At 69.3% G+C, this 13,515-nt stretch carries 14 protein-coding genes and 1 tRNA gene; 3 read left to right on the top strand and 12 right to left on the bottom strand.

From position 1 onward, the window contains the following. The first annotated feature begins 105 nt into the window (after positions 1-105). Positions 106-182: transfer RNA gene (locus tag ABIC35_RS01355), tRNA-Pro, on the top strand. An 85-nt stretch (positions 183-267) separates the two neighbouring features. Here ABIC35_RS01355 and ABIC35_RS01360 read toward each other — a convergent pair. The 4 genes from ABIC35_RS01360 to ABIC35_RS01375 form a co-directional block, all read right to left on the bottom strand. Next, complete coding sequence (locus ABIC35_RS01360) at positions 268-1,632, bottom strand: tetratricopeptide repeat protein (protein ID WP_121078477.1); 1,365 nt, start codon at positions 1,630-1,632, stop codon at positions 268-270. Between the two features lie 263 nt (positions 1,633-1,895). Next, positions 1,896-3,185, bottom strand: a complete 1,290-nt coding sequence (locus tag ABIC35_RS01365) for an OmpP1/FadL family transporter (protein WP_121078479.1) — start codon at positions 3,183-3,185, stop codon at positions 1,896-1,898. A 48-nt stretch (positions 3,186-3,233) separates the two neighbouring features. Beyond that, on the bottom strand, positions 3,234-3,641 hold the full coding sequence (locus ABIC35_RS01370; RefSeq protein ID WP_121078481.1) for a DUF2147 domain-containing protein: 408 nt from the start codon (positions 3,639-3,641) through the stop codon (positions 3,234-3,236). 146 nt (positions 3,642-3,787) lie between these two features. Continuing rightward, positions 3,788-4,513 (bottom strand): S8 family peptidase, encoded by a 726-nt coding sequence (locus tag ABIC35_RS01375; protein ID WP_183049441.1) that lies wholly within the window; start codon positions 4,511-4,513, stop codon positions 3,788-3,790. 132 nt (positions 4,514-4,645) lie between these two features. On the opposite strand from ABIC35_RS01375, the gene ybaK reads away from it, so the two are divergent. Next, entirely contained in the window at positions 4,646-5,119 is a 474-nt protein-coding gene (gene ybaK / locus ABIC35_RS01380) for a Cys-tRNA(Pro) deacylase (RefSeq protein WP_121078485.1), read from the top strand. A 3-nt stretch (positions 5,120-5,122) separates the two neighbouring features. On the opposite strand, the gene ABIC35_RS01385 is transcribed toward ybaK, so the two are convergent. The 4 genes from ABIC35_RS01385 to ABIC35_RS01400 are packed head-to-tail and all read right to left on the bottom strand — an operon-like array spanning position 5,123 to position 8,238. Further along, on the bottom strand, positions 5,123-5,719 hold the full coding sequence (locus ABIC35_RS01385) for a hypothetical protein (protein WP_121078487.1): 597 nt from the start codon (positions 5,717-5,719) through the stop codon (positions 5,123-5,125). Positions 5,720-5,771: 52 nt separating this feature from the next. Continuing rightward, positions 5,772-6,656: a general secretion pathway protein GspK gene (locus tag ABIC35_RS01390; protein ID WP_121078489.1), complete on the bottom strand. Its 885-nt coding sequence runs from the start codon at positions 6,654-6,656 to the stop codon at positions 5,772-5,774. Further along, positions 6,653-7,207 (bottom strand): type II secretion system protein GspJ, encoded by a 555-nt coding sequence (locus ABIC35_RS01395; RefSeq protein ID WP_121078491.1) that lies wholly within the window; start codon positions 7,205-7,207, stop codon positions 6,653-6,655. Before ABIC35_RS01395 ends, ABIC35_RS01390 begins: the two co-directional genes overlap by 4 nt. Further along, on the bottom strand, positions 7,204-8,238 hold the full coding sequence (locus ABIC35_RS01400; RefSeq protein ID WP_121078493.1) for an ABC transporter substrate-binding protein: 1,035 nt from the start codon (positions 8,236-8,238) through the stop codon (positions 7,204-7,206). Before ABIC35_RS01400 ends, ABIC35_RS01395 begins: the two co-directional genes overlap by 4 nt. 83 nt (positions 8,239-8,321) lie before the next feature. On the opposite strand from ABIC35_RS01400, the gene gspN reads away from it, so the two are divergent. Beyond that, entirely contained in the window at positions 8,322-8,954 is a 633-nt protein-coding gene (gene gspN, locus ABIC35_RS01405) for a type II secretion system protein N (protein WP_121078495.1), read from the top strand. Between the two features lie 35 nt (positions 8,955-8,989). On the opposite strand, the gene ABIC35_RS01410 is transcribed toward gspN, so the two are convergent. The 4 genes from ABIC35_RS01410 to gspL form a co-directional block, all read right to left on the bottom strand. Next, positions 8,990-10,216 carry a type II secretion system F family protein gene (locus tag ABIC35_RS01410; RefSeq protein WP_121078497.1) on the bottom strand — a complete coding sequence of 409 codons (1,227 nt, stop codon included), beginning with the start codon at positions 10,214-10,216 and terminating at the stop codon, positions 8,990-8,992. Between the two features lie 149 nt (positions 10,217-10,365). After that, positions 10,366-11,832 carry a GspE/PulE family protein gene (locus ABIC35_RS01415; RefSeq protein WP_121078499.1) on the bottom strand — a complete coding sequence of 489 codons (1,467 nt, stop codon included), beginning with the start codon at positions 11,830-11,832 and terminating at the stop codon, positions 10,366-10,368. Continuing rightward, positions 11,829-12,329, bottom strand: coding sequence for a type II secretion system protein GspM (gene gspM / locus ABIC35_RS01420; RefSeq protein WP_121078501.1), 501 nt, complete (start codon positions 12,327-12,329; stop codon positions 11,829-11,831). Before gspM ends, ABIC35_RS01415 begins: the two co-directional genes overlap by 4 nt. Next, complete coding sequence (gspL, locus tag ABIC35_RS01425) at positions 12,326-13,441, bottom strand: type II secretion system protein GspL (RefSeq protein WP_121078503.1); 1,116 nt, start codon at positions 13,439-13,441, stop codon at positions 12,326-12,328. Before gspL ends, gspM begins: the two co-directional genes overlap by 4 nt. Between the last annotated feature and the right edge of the window lie 74 nt (positions 13,442-13,515).

The following is a 13,515-nucleotide window of genomic DNA, read 5'->3' on the forward strand; positions in this document are numbered from 1 at the left end:
TTTTGCTGCAACGAACCGCTTGACGGCTCGGCCAACCCACCCTTATAGGCGCGCCTCCAAGCTCAAGCCGGTCTGCTCCCGAAAGCATTGTAGACCGGACTCCGTCGGGGAGTAGCTCAGCCTGGTAGAGCACTGTCTTCGGGAGGCAGGGGCCGGAGGTTCGAATCCTCTCTCCCCGACCATTACTTGCATTTGGGATACAGCGGGTGACCTTCGGGTCGCCCGCTACCCCTTTTCTCCCCTAGATCGAACGCCGGGCCGCGCGCCTCAGCCGCTTTCCAGCGGAATCAGGATCAGCGTGATCCGGTCATGGCCGACGGCGATGTCGAGCGTCTCGCCCGCGGTCACCTCGATCGGCGCGGGAAAGCTGTGCAGCACCTGCAGCCAGCCGCCGTCATGATAGCTGTTCGGGTGGTTGTCGAAGGTCACCCCGTCCCACAGATCGATGTGCATCCATTGGACGATGCCGATCGCGCGTCCGGTCGCGGTGACGGGGATGCGCAGCCGCGCGAGCGTCGCGTCGTGCTTCTTCTCGGTCAGGTCCAGCCGCACCAGCTCCAGATCGTCGGATAGCCGCTGCCAGCCGGTCATCGTGCCGTGGATCGGCAGGCGCTGGGGCGCGAAGGCGGTGAAGGCGGAGAGGTCGAATCCGGACACGTCACCGACAAAGGCGTACTCGGCGAGCGTGTCGCTGGCGACGAGGCAGCCCACCGCCGTGGCAGCGCGCGGGATGACGATGGCGTCGGGCGCGAGCAGGCGGCGATGCGCGTCCTCGAAGGTGTCGAGCACCTTCTCGGTCAGCAGATCACTCGACAGGATTTCGGAGACAAGGATGTCCGCCGGCGCATCGAGCTCGGCGCCGATGGCGAGCTCGGTCGATGGCTTGGCATGGACGGTGATGCGGTCCGCATAGCCGTTCTGCGCGACGATGGTCTGCGCCATCTCAGCGATCAGCGGCTCCATCTCGCAGGCAACGACCTTCCGCGCCCCTGCCCGCGCCGCCATCAGCGAGAGCAAGCCGCTGCCCGCACCGATGTCGAGCACCCGCGCATCGGGCCCGGCGACCGCGAGCGCTGCCTTGATCGCCGCCTCAAACGCATCGTTGCGGGGCACGTCGTTCATCATCGGGATATGCCAGAAGGGCACCGCGCCCGAGCCCAGGCGCCGAACCTGGTGCTGCAGGTGCAGATTTTCCGGCTGGAGCGCGAGCGCGCGGCGGAAGAGCCGCAGCGCCTCCAGATTGCGGCCGACATCGGCCAGCACCACCGCCAGGTTGCCCAGTGCGGTGGGGTTGTCCGGATCAAGCGCACAGGCACGCTCCAGCGGCGCGATGGCCTGATCGCTGCGGCCCAGCCAGTGGAGCGTCAGCCCCTTTTCGTGCAGCGCGACGGCGTGATCGGGTTCGATCGCGAGCAGCTCGTCCCACGCGACCAGCGCATCCTCGGGGCGCGAGAGCCGCCCGAGCAGGCCGGCCAGCAGTGGTAGGATCTCCACCGCGCGATAGCAATGCGCGAGCGCCGCGCGATAGCGCCGCTCGGCCGCCTCCAGATCCCCCTGCTCGTGCAGCGCCATCGCCTCGGCGAGCGCAGTACGGGCCTCGGTCAGGCGATCGGGGGACTCGAGGTCGGTCACGGGAACATCCTTAATAATTGGTTTCGATGCGGGTCGCTCGGGATAGGTGTTCGCGGGCGCGGGCGATAGTCCGGGGTTTTGGCTAACCTTAAGCCCCTCCCCTTCAGGGGAGGGGTTTGGGGTGGGGCTGTGTCTCACCGAGAACAACCCGCGTTCTGGAATCCCTCCACCCCCAAACCCCTTCTCTAAGGAGGAGGGGCTAAAAATGCGAACGCCGCCGGCCCTGGGCCGACGGCGTCGCACTTACTACCCTGATCAACCCGTCAGAACTGGACGCGGCCGCCCAGCGAGAAGACGAACGCCCGCGCATTGCGCAGTTGGCCTTGCGTCAGGATCGTCGAACCCGCCGCGATCGTCGCCTTGTCGATCGATGCATCGGCAAAGTCGACATAGTTGGCCGCCGCGTCGAGCACGATGTTCCGCGTGACCGCATAGGAGCCGCCCGCGCCGAAATTCCAGCGATTGGAATCGGGCACGCGCGCATCGCGCTGGCCGTTCTGGGTCGGCGTGGTCGCCCGCTGCACGCCCGCGCGCAGCGTCAGCGCCTGCGAGACCATATAGTCGACGCCACCGGCATAGCTCCAGCTCTCGCGGTAATTCTCCGGGATCGCCTGGTTGAGCGGCGCACCGAGACGGATCGCGTCGAACTTGTCCCAGTTATAGTGCACCACCTGGCCGTTGAGGGTCAGCCTGTCGGTCGCGCGCCAGCGGAGGCCGGCAATCTCCTGGGCGGGCGTGTAGAAGTCCGCCTCCACGTTCGACAGCGCCACGTTGCTCCTCTGAAGCGGCCCGACCAGCCCGCTTACCGTCAGGTCGCCTTTCAGCTTGTGGCGGATGGCAGACTTGTAGCTGAAGCCCGCGGTCACGCGGTCGCTGTGCATCTGGAAACCGGCACTCCAGCCCACATCCCAGCCGTCACCCTTCAGTTCCTGGCGACCATCGCCGAAACTTGCGGCGACGTTGGGCAGCGCGTTACTGAGCGTGGCATCGGTATATTCGACATTGGCCGCCGCGCCGACGCGCAGCCAGTCGGTTACCGAAATCGCGATCGAGGGCTGGATGTCGACGGTGCGCAGGCTGGTACGATCGGCGCTGTAGCGGGCCCAGCTGCTCGACGCATAATCTGTGGTGAAGCTGTACGGCGACGTCACCGCAAGGCCCAGCGCTACGCGGTGACCGAGCGGCAGGGCTACCGCGCCCGAGGGCAATACGCCGTTGTTGATCGGGTTGCGGCTGGTGCTGTCCCCGCCGATCGCGGTGAAGGGCTGGCCACCCGGGCGCTGGATCCGCGTGCCGGTATCCACCACATCGCCGTGCGGCAGGATCGCCGAGGCGTTGAGATTGACTTCGGTCCGCTCGACATCCGCGATTGCGGCGGGGTTCCACCACAGCGAGGCAGCCCCGGTATCGGCGACTTCGCCCGAAAAGGCGCGACCGGCACCGCGCGCCGACTGTTCCTGCAGATAGAAGGCCTGGGCATGGGCAGCGCCCGCAAAGCCGGCGCTGGCCGCCAGCGTGGTACCGGCGGTGAGGAGGAGGTGCAGTTTCTTCATGGTTTTTCTCACGCTACTGGGATTCGAAAACGGCGCCATGGCGCGGCGTCAGCGAACCCGGATCCAGGTCTGGGTACGGCAGAAGGGCTTGAACACGCAGCCGCGCAGCTTGAGCTGATCGGCACCCGCCAGGGTGATGTCGGCGCTATAGGTCTTGCCGTCCTCGGCATTGTAGATCTTGCCGCCGCTCCAGTTCGCGCCATCGGCGGTGAAGCCGCCCAGTATCTGCAGCCCCTTGAGCTGGCGGTTGCGCAACTGTGCGTTCGAATTCTTGGTATCGCGCAGATCGGGGTTGGTGCGCAGCGCATCCGAGGTAAGAATCCGCCCACAGATCGAAGGACCGCAGCGCTGGATCTCGACGATCGCGTTGCGCGTCTGGGTCTTCCAGCGGCCTTCGACACCCTCTCCGGCTTGCGGTGCTGCTACCAGCATCGCGACAAGCAAACTTATATACATACTTGTTTTTCCATTATCGCATGTTCCCGCCACGGTTTACCCGCAGCGAGGACAGACCTGGCGTATGTTTACGTTCCAGCCTCTCCTGGGCCGGAACCATACCCGATCCTCAAAGTTCCGCAATAACGGCTTTGTTTCCGAAAATTTCAGGCGGTGCGGCGGCGGTGGTTGGCGATCCGCCGCGCGGTCTCGATCGGCGCGGCGAAGGAGGTGCCGGTGCCGGTCACCGCGCGGCCATCGGCCAGCGTGGTCGGCACGTCGACGCCGCGCTGCCAGACATAGAGATAGCCCTGCGCCTGCGGCTCCGGCCGGTTGGTACCTGTCCAGGGCTGCCCGGCGGCGTCGAGCGCGCCGACCAGCACCGCATTGGGAAAGCCCTGCCGCGCCATGGCGAGGTTGCCCGGATGCGACAGCCCGTTGTTACCTGCCGCCAGCACCACGGTGATGCCTGCCGACGCGGCATCGTGGACGGCGGCGGTGATCGCGGGATCGTCGGCCAGCGCGAGCGAGATGTTGATCGCGTCCACCTTTAACTCGATCGCCTTGCGGATCGCCGCGACGATCGGCGCGGCGCTTGGCTGGCAAGGCGGATTGGCGCCCGGTCGGCAGCCGGCGGGGTCGTCGATCCGCAGCGACACGATCGCCACCTCGCCCGCCGCCGCGCGGCTGAGGATGGTGGCGACCATCGTGCCATGGTCGTAGCGCGGGCGGAAGGCGGGGCGGTCGGCGCCCGCCATGTCGTATTCGGCGATCAGCTTGCCGTGGAGCTCGGGCGTTTCCGCCACGCCGCTGTCGATGATCGCGACGCGCGGCGCCGCCGCCGGCGAGCTTCCCGCAACCGCTGCGAACAATGCCATCCCCAGCAGGCCCATGCCCACCTCCGCCCATCTTTGCCGAACCTCTCGGCACGCTAGGCGGCAAGCGTTAACAAGGACTTCATCACGCCCCAGGGCTTGCACGTAGGTCGCGCACATGCCACCGAGCCGTGATCGGGGAGCAAAACCATGTCCAAGGCCACCCGCGCCACGCGGATGCTCGAAACGGCGAAGATCGCCTTCACCGTACACATCTATGCCTATGACCCGGACGCCGACGCGATCGGGCTCCAGGCGGCCGAAGCGCTGGGCGAGCCGCCCGCGCGCGTGCTCAAGACGCTTATGGCCAAGGTCGACGGCAAGCCGGTGCTCGCCATCCTGCCCTCGGACCGGCAGGTGGCGATGAAGAAGCTCGCCGCCGCGATCGGCGGCAAATCGGCCGAAATGATGAAGCCGGCGGACGCCGAACGCCTCTCCGGCTACAAGGTCGGCGGCATCAGCCCGTTTGGGCAGGTGAAGGCGCTGCCGGCGGTGATCGAGGAAACCGCTGTCAGCGAGCCCTATGTCTTTATAAATGGCGGGCAACGCGGATTGCAGGTGCGCCTCGCCCCGCAGGACGCCGCAAATCTACTCCGAGCAACGGTAACCGGGATCACCGCCTGACGGTCAGAGCGGCTGCGCGTGACGTGCGGTGTCATGCAATAGAGCCACAACATGCTCGAGCAGCGCCGGCCGCCCCTTGGGCCCCTGCACCACCGTCGCATGAACATAGGCATGGACCTTCGCCCGCAACCTCGCCTCGGCACGCAGCCGCATCCAGTCGCTCGCCGGCCCGCCCCGCGCAAGGCCACCTGCGATCGGCAGTCCTGTCGCTGCGCCCCGTACCAGGCCGGTGAGCGCGGCGCCGCCCGCGGCTGCCCAATCGCCCAGTTCCTCCATCATGTCGCGCATCAGATTGGCGTCGACCGGCATCGGCTGCCATTGGAGATGGTGCAAGGCGATCGGCGCCAGCGCGCGATCGGCCTCCTCGATCACCCGTCGCGCCAAAGGATCGGCAACCTGGCGCACGACGGGGGCGATCCGCGTCGCGACGAAGCGGGTCTGCTCGATCAGTCCATCGCGCCAATCGGCCTGGGAGAGATCGGCATCGAAGCTCTCGACCAGATCGGCCGCCGCCTGCTGCAGCACCGCGCGCGCCATCGCGACGTGCAGGTCGCGCCAGCGGCGGATCTCGCCGCGACCGAACCATCGCATCAGCACCATGGGAAACCCGCTCGCATCATCGCGGCGATCAGACCAGAAAAGCCGGGCAATCTCAACGGCCGGTACCGAAGGCCGGCACGCCGGGCGGCACCGCAGCGTTGCGCCAGCGCTCGACCGGCACCGTTTCCAGCTTGCCGTCCTTGGTCCGGCGCCGCTGGATCAGCGTCGCCTCCTGCTGCGCGGTGCCGCCGATTGTCGCGCGGGTGCGCACCCAGAAGCTGCTCGACTTGAACGAGGTGCCCCAGGGAAGCGTCGCATGCTGGTCGTCGAGATCCTTGAGCGTCAGGAAGCCCTGGCGCGCGCGCACTTGCACCAGCCTGCCGGCGACCAGCGGATCCTTGAACAGCATCGCCATCAGTTCGGGCTCGGCGGCGTTGAGGTTGATCGTGGTGATGCCGGGCAGCGCGGTCACCACCTTCTCCAGCCGGTCCGCTACCTTGGGATCGAGCCCTGCGAGCCGCAGCGGGCGCAGGTCGGTCACCGGCCCCTGCAGGCGGACATACTGGATAGCGGCGACCACCTGTTCGGGCGGCATCTCGATCTCGTTGGCGATGTCCTGGAGCAACACCACCGCGCCCGCCTCGCCGCTGCGTACCGAATTGATGTTGAACCGCCCCTCGGCGTCCCCGATCGTGAGGTCGAAGGTACCCCCTTCGATCGGCGCTGCGGTGGCAGCGAGCTTGGCCCAGGGCTCGCGGGCATGATCGACATCGGGCGCGATCTCGCCGTCGCGGCGCAGCGCGACCAGCGCGGAAAGCTCGCCGCCGCGCACGACCGCCTGCGCCCGCGCCGCCTCGCGCATGCGCAGCCCGCGATCGAGCGCCAGTTCCTCGCGATCGATCATCAGCAGCACCAGACCGCTGGCGATCGCCACGAACATCAGCACGTTGACCAGGATCATCCCGCGCTCGTCGTCGCGGATCGGACGACGGCTCATTGCGGCTGCGGCTCCTGGGCGCGGAGCGGCAGGGTCACTACCCGGTGGAGCGCCACCGGGGTGCCACCCGGGCCTGCCGCCTGCACGTCGAGCGCGATCGCGCGCGGCCAGCGGGCCTTGGCCTCTTTGCTGTCGTCCACCGGCCAGCGATCGATCCAGGCGCCGTCCCAGAAGCGCCACCGGGCGGTGACCACGCCCGGCAGCAGCAGTTGCGGCGCGGGCGCGGCGCGGACCAGCGTTCCGCCCGCCAGCGCATAGCGCACCGTGGTCGCCGTGCCGCCGGTACCGGGGGCGCTGCGCACGAAGGAGAGCTGATCACCCCGCCCCTCGATCGGCCCGCTCGCCACTTGGTCGAGATCGCTGGTCAGCACGAACATCGTCCGCTGGAGCGCCGCGAGCCGGTCCAGTCGCGCCTCGGTGCGCCCGTTCACCCGCAGGATGCCGTCGACCAGGGCCAACCCCGCGACCGCGATCAGCGCGAACAGGCCGAGCGAGATCATCAATTCGATCAGCGTGAAGCCGGACTCGCCGGCTTCGGGCCGTCTGGTCACGAGCCCGAACTCACCGCCACGCTGGCATAGCCCTCGCGCGAGGCGACCACGATCGCGAAGTCGCGCGCCACCGATCCGTCGGTGCGGAAGCGCACCGGCCCGGTGACACCGTGAAAGCCCTTGGCGTCGACCAGCCCATTCATGTTCAGCGCATTGGCCTCGCGCAGCTTGTTGGCGACGCCGGCCGCATCATAGGCCAGCGCGGTGATCGTGCCCGGATCGCCGCCATTCTTGGCGGCAAAGGCCTGGGCGAAGGAGGAAAAGGCGCCCGGATCCGGGCAAGCCAGCCAGGCACCGTCGAGCGCCTCCAGCGCATCCGGCCGGTTGTCGAGCCCCTGCAGCGTGCCGAGCAGCTGCACACCGCTCCCCTTCAGCGCCCGCGCGGCGGCGAGCACGCCCTCGCCGCTCCCCGGCAGCAGCACCGCATCGGGGGCGTCGCCCGCCTGGGGCAGCGGCTCGCCCGGCTTCACCTGAAGGACGCGTAAGGACAGGCCGATCTCGCTCTCCATGCGCCCCGCGGCGAGGCTGGCGGCGGCGCACCAGGGCGAGCCGTCGTCGATCATCACCACCGATCGCACGCCGCGCGTCCGCGCATAGCGGAGCACCGCGCTGGTCACCTGCGCGGCGGTGATCCCGAAGATCCACACGCCGGGCTGGCGCAGCACCGAATCGTTGCTGAAGGAAATGATGGGCACGCGGTTCGCCACCGTGCTGCCGACGGCGGGCACTTCGGCGGCGGTGAGCGGGCCGAGGATCAGCGCGGGATGGCGGCGCAGCGCCTCGGCGGCGGCGCGCGCGGCACCCTCCGCGGTGCCGCCGGTATCGAAGGCCAGAACATAGTCGGCGTTTTCCGCGAGCAACGCCGCCTGCTGCATGCTACGGCCCAGCCCTGCTCGCGGTCCGTCGAGCGGGAGCAACAGGGCGATCGGACGCTTGTCCTTCTTCTCGCCCGCCCATGCGTTGGAGGATAGCGATGCCGCGGATAGGACGAGGCCCGAGGGCAACAGCCGCAGCAGGGACCGACGGTCCATTGCGAACTCCGGATTCAGCGAGTGAGGCACGGCGGCGTCTTATCCTCTTCGCCGGCTTGGGCATAGGGGCCTATGCGCTGGCGATGCTGGCCACCGCACCGGCGAGCCTGCTCGTCCGAAACGTGCCGTGGCGCAGCGGCGTGGCGGGGACGATCTGGAACGGCGAAGTGGGCGTGGCCGGGGGCAGCAAGCTGGAATGGCAGCTGGCGCCGCTCCGCTCGCTGACCAGCCTGGGGCTGGCGGCGGACTGGAAGGCGAGCGGACCGGATACCGATCTCGGCGGCCGCGCGCTGGTCCATCTGGGCGGGCGGACGGTGCTGGACCATGTGAGCGGCGCGGCGGATGCCAGCCTGCTCCAGGCGATCCAGCCCGACCTGCCCTTCACCTGCCAGCTGGTGATGCAGGTCGAGATGGCGCGGATCGCGGTGCGTGGTGGCAGCCAGATGATGGACGGCAAGGTGACCACCGACCCGGGCAGCTGCCGCCCCAAGGCGGGCGGAGGTTCGGCGGCCGTGCCGGCGCTGCTGCTGACCGCGGAGCATGTCGGCCCGCGCACGACCATCCGCCTGACCCCCGCGACACAGCGCCGGCAGCTGTTGCTGGACGCGGTGCTGGGCGAGGACGGGATGCTCGACCTCGGCATGAGCAAGGACGGCGCGGCAGCGCTGCCCTTCGTGGGCCTGCCGGGCGGGGCCAGGATTCAGGGGAAGATGTGACCTAAAAGCTCCCCCTGCGGGAGAGGGCTTTTGGCTCACACCCCCACCAGGTTGTTCAGGTTGATGATCGGCAGCAGGATCGCGAGCACCATCAACAGCACCAGCCCGCCCATCACCAGCAGCACCAGCGGCTCGACCAGCGCGACCAGCGTGGAGACCAGCGCATCCAGCTCGCGCTCCAGTTCGCCCGAGGCGCGGCCGAGCGCTGGCGCGAGTTTGCCCGAGCTTTCGCCCGAGGCGACGATCGCAACCAGCATCGAGGGGAAGATCTCCGCCTCCTGCATCGCCGCGCGCAGGCTGATGCCCTCGCGCACCCGCATCGCCACACCGAGCGCCTTCTCGCGGACGAAATGGTTGGGCGTCACCGCGGCGGCGGCATGCAGCGCCTCGACCAGCGGCACCGCGCTGCCCACCAGCGTCGCGAGGCTGCCGGCGAAGCGCGCGGCGTTCATCTGGCGGCTGAAGCGGCGGAACGGGCGCCGCTCGGCGAAGAAGCGGTGGACGCGCAGCCGGTTGGCCGGCATCCGCAGCCAGCGCCCGAACCCGATGATGCCGAGCCCGATCGCGATCAACAGATACAGCCCGAAGCCCTGCAGAAATGCACTGATTGCAATCAGCGCACGCGTCAGCAGCGGCAGGTCGGCCCCGCGCGAGACGAACACCTTCACGATGTCCGGCACGACATAGACCATCAGCAACACCATCATGCCGAACGACACCAGCGCCAGCAGCGCCGGGTAGAGCAGCGCCAGTTGCAGCTTCTGGCCGTTGGCCTGGCGGTTCTCGACGAACTCGGCGAGGTGATTGAGCACGTCGGTCAGCCGCCCCGAGGCTTCGCCCGCCGCCACCGAGGCGCGGTAGAATTCGGGGAAGGCCTTGGGGTGCTGGGTCAGTGCGGCCGCGAAGCTGCGCCCGTCGAGGATCGCGCCGCGCACGTCGAGCAGCAGCGAGCTGACCGCCGGCTGCTCCGACTGGCTGGCGACGAGGCGCAGCGCCTCCTCGATCGCAATGTCCGAGCCGACCAATGTCGAAATCTGCCGGGTGACGGTGGCAAGCGCGCGGGCGCTCACCCCGCTGCGGCCGAAGCGGGGCAAGGTGATCGACCCGATCGAACGGCCGCGCTCGGCGGCGGGTTCGACCGAAAGCGGCAGCAGCGCCTGCTCGCGCAGCAGCGCGCGGGCGGCGGCGGGGCTGGAGGCCTCGATCACGCCGCGCTTGGCGGCACCGGTGCGGTCGGCCGCGCGATAGGCGAAAGCGGGCATCTACATTCCTCCCCGGCACGGGGAGGGGGACCGCGCGGCGCAGCCGCGGGGTGGAGGGGGGCTTCCACGAGCGAGTCCGGTGGGGATACCCCCCTCCACCATGCTTTGCATGGTCCGCCTCCCCGTTCCGGGGAGGATCTGGGGTGCCCTCACGCCTCGTCCCTCACGACGCGGGCGACTTCTTCTACCGTGGTCACCCCGGCCTGGAGCTTGGCAACGCCGTCCTGAAGCAGGCTGGGGTTGTCGGCCCGCGCATGGCGTTCGATCTCCGCCTCGCTGGCGCCGTCGTGGACCAGCTTCTGAAACGCGTCGTCCACCGCGACGACCTCGTACAGCCCCGCGCGCCCTCGATAGCCTTCGTCATGGCACTGGTCGCAGCCGACCGCGCGCCATACCGGCGCCCCCACGGGCAACGCGCCGCCGAGCAGCAGCGAGTCCGCCTCGCTCGCCACGTCCTCGCGCCGGCAGCTCGGGCACAGCCGCCGCACCAGCCGTTGGGCACACAGCCCGACCACCATCGGCGCAAGCAGATAGCGCTCCACCCCCATGTCGATCAGCCGGGTCACCGATCCCACCGCGCTGTTAGTGTGCAGCGTCGACAGCACGAAATGCCCGGTCATCGCCGAGCGGACCGCCACCTGCGCGGTCTCCTGATCGCGGATCTCGCCGACCATGATCACATCGGGGTCCTGGCGCAGGATGGCGCGCAGGCCGCGGGCGAAGGTCATGTCCGTCCGCGGGTTGACCTGCGTCTGCGCGACGCCGGGCAGCTCATATTCGATCGGGTCCTCGACCGTCATCACATTGCGCTTGCGGTCGTTGAGCCGGGTCAGCGCGGTGTAGAGCGTCGTCGTCTTGCCCGAGCCGGTCGGCCCGGTGACGAGCAGGATGCCGTGCGGCCGCTCGAGCAGCCGGCCGAACACCGCCTGGTCGCGCTCGCTCATGCCGAGGCCGGACAGGTCGAGCTTGAGCGAGCCCTTCTCCAGCAGACGCAGCACCACCCGCTCGCCATGCTGGGTCGGGATGGTCGAGACGCGCGCGTCGACGTCGTGCCCGCCGATGCGCAGCGTCACGCGGCCGTCCTGCGGCACGCGCCGCTCGGCGATGTCGAGCTTGGCCATCACCTTGATGCGGCTTACCAGCAGCGGCGCCAGCGCGCGGGGCGGCTCGATCATGTCGCGCAGCACGCCGTCGACGCGGAAGCGGACGACGAGGCGCTTCTCCTGCGTCTCGACATGCACGTCCGACGCGCCTTCCTTCACCGCCTCCAGCAGCAGCGCGTTGATCAGGCGGATCACCGGTGCGTCGTCGCGCGTGTCGAGCAGGTCGTCGACGCTCGCCGCGCTGTCGGCGAGCGCGGCCAGATCCATGTCGCCGAGGTCGATATCGGCGGCGGCGCCCCCTGCCCCGCCATAGGCCTGGCCGAGCGCGGTATCGAAGGCCGCGCCTTCCAGCCGGACGAAGCGCGCGCCGGGTGCCAGCCGCTGCACTTCGAGCAGCCCGTCGAGCGGCGCATCGGCGCGGTGGACGCATTCGATGCCCGCGGGCGTCTCGCGCAGCAGCACGCCGTGGCGGCGGGCGAAGCTGTAGGGCAGGGTCGGCACGTCGAGGATCATTGGCTGAGCTCCACGGTGGCGGAGACATGGCCCGGCACACCAAGTCGCTGCAAAGTGACGCTGCGGATGCGCAAGTCACTGGTCGTGGTCACGTCGGCCAGCCAGTGGACGAGCGAGTCATAGCTCGCATCCGCCACGCTCGCGCGCACCCCGCCTGCGATCGGGGCGGTGGTCAGCGCGACGCCGAACGCGCCGGCGGACTGGGTGGCGATTACCTCGGGCGCGCCGGTGCGCCGCTGCGGCTTGACCGAGCTGAGCGAGCCGGCTGCGCGGATACGGGCGTTGAGCGTCTCATAGGTGCGGATATCGGCGAGCGCCGAGGCGCGGGCGCCCTGGATCGGCTTCACCACCCCGTACACCAGCACGATCACCGCGAGGAAGGCGGCGAGCCCTGCCAGCATCGCCCGCTCGCGCGGGCTGCGCGCCTGCCACCAGCCATGGGTGCGGGACAGGCCGGCGTCGAGCGTCGGCAGCTGGGTGCGGAGGAAATCGCTCATGCCGCGCTCGCCGTAATACGGATCGAGCCGTCTGGCGAGGCCGTCGCCTGCCCCTGGATGCGGCCGGCGCGCAGCGCCTCGGCAATCCGCGCCGCGAGATCGGGCGCACCGGGGTCGCACTCCATCGTCAGCACGCTGCCTTCGTAGCGTATCGCGCGCACTGCGATGCTCCCCGCGAGCGGATTGAGCGCGGACGACAGCCGCGCCAGCAGCGGCACGAAGCGATCGGGAGCGCGTGCCCCGCCGGTCGGCAGCAGGTCGGTCACCTTCGCCTTGAGATCGCCGGTCAGATCGCTACCTGGTGCCGCCACCGAGACCAGTGCACGGGTCTCCGCCGCCCTTCGATCTGCGATAACGCGTAGCATTAGCGCATCCCCACCGGCGATCAGCACGTGCGCCGCCACACCGATGCCGAGGATCCAGCCGAGCCGTCGCCAGCCGCTCGACACCCTTTCCCGCCGCGCCGCAAAGCCACCCTGCCGGAGATCGAGCTCGGCCACGGCAACCTCCGCCCGCGCCTCGTTGTCGCGCAGATCGGGTGTCGTGGCGTGCACTTCCAAATCGCCGCCGAGCGGCTCGCCCAGATGGTGGATGCGCGGCCGCCCAGCCGCTTCCCACGCCGAACCGAGCAAGGCCGCGGGCAGCGCAAAGCCGGTGCCGTCGGCGGCGAGTACCAGCGCACGGCCGTCGCGTACTTCCACCGCCCAGCCCTCCACCGGACGCGGCAGCAGCAGCACGTCGGGAACCATCGGCGCCGCGCCCAGGCCCTTCGCCTCGGCCAGCGCAACCCACTCGGCCATGGCCTCGGCGCGCACAACGCCCACCAAGTAGCGATGGGCCGCATCGGTCGGCGCAGTCCGGGCGCCGAGCGCCAGGTGAAGCGATTCGATCGGCTCGGCGACCTGGTCCTCGATCGCGAAGGGCAGCGCCGCCAGTCGCCTAGCGCGATTCGGCAACGGCAGGTCGATGGCGAGCAGCCGCACCCGCTCCGTCGGCACGAGGATGGTTGCGGGTCCCTCGGCGGAGACTATGATCAGGCGGTCGCCCGCCAGCGTCCACACACCCCCGGCGTGCGGCGGCGGCAGGTCCGGCGTTCGGGCGCCGTGTGTCACAGAAGCTTCATGGGTGGGACGCATGAGGCAGGGATGCGCATAAGTTTGAAACCATTTTGTGACATCGCATCGCA

Origin of the sequence: Sphingomonas trueperi, from assembly GCF_040545965.1 — a bacterium.
Taxonomy (GTDB): Bacteria; Pseudomonadota; Alphaproteobacteria; order Sphingomonadales; family Sphingomonadaceae; genus Sphingomonas; species Sphingomonas trueperi_C.

What these genes read in the sequence shown, in the direction of transcription:
- ABIC35_RS01365 (WP_121078479.1), bottom strand. Translation starts at nt 3,185, where the DNA reads ATGAAGAAACTGCACCTCCTCCTCACCGCCGGTACCACGCTGGCGGCC.
- ABIC35_RS01370 (WP_121078481.1), bottom strand. Translation starts at nt 3,641, where the DNA reads ATGTATATAAGTTTGCTTGTCGCGATGCTGGTAGCAGCACCGCAAGCC.
- ABIC35_RS01375 (WP_183049441.1), bottom strand. Translation starts at nt 4,513, where the DNA reads ATGGGCCTGCTGGGGATGGCATTGTTCGCAGCGGTTGCGGGAAGCTCG.
- ybaK (WP_121078485.1), top strand. Translation starts at nt 4,646, where the DNA reads ATGTCCAAGGCCACCCGCGCCACGCGGATGCTCGAAACGGCGAAGATC.
- ABIC35_RS01385 (WP_121078487.1), bottom strand. Translation starts at nt 5,719, where the DNA reads ATGGTGCTGATGCGATGGTTCGGTCGCGGCGAGATCCGCCGCTGGCGC.
- ABIC35_RS01390 (WP_121078489.1), bottom strand. Translation starts at nt 6,656, where the DNA reads ATGAGCCGTCGTCCGATCCGCGACGACGAGCGCGGGATGATCCTGGTC.
- ABIC35_RS01400 (WP_121078493.1), bottom strand. Translation starts at nt 8,238, where the DNA reads ATGGACCGTCGGTCCCTGCTGCGGCTGTTGCCCTCGGGCCTCGTCCTA.
- gspN (WP_121078495.1), top strand. Translation starts at nt 8,322, where the DNA reads ATGCTGGCCACCGCACCGGCGAGCCTGCTCGTCCGAAACGTGCCGTGG.
- ABIC35_RS01410 (WP_121078497.1), bottom strand. Translation starts at nt 10,216, where the DNA reads ATGCCCGCTTTCGCCTATCGCGCGGCCGACCGCACCGGTGCCGCCAAG.
- ABIC35_RS01415 (WP_121078499.1), bottom strand. Translation starts at nt 11,832, where the DNA reads ATGATCCTCGACGTGCCGACCCTGCCCTACAGCTTCGCCCGCCGCCAC.
- gspM (WP_121078501.1), bottom strand. Translation starts at nt 12,329, where the DNA reads ATGAGCGATTTCCTCCGCACCCAGCTGCCGACGCTCGACGCCGGCCTG.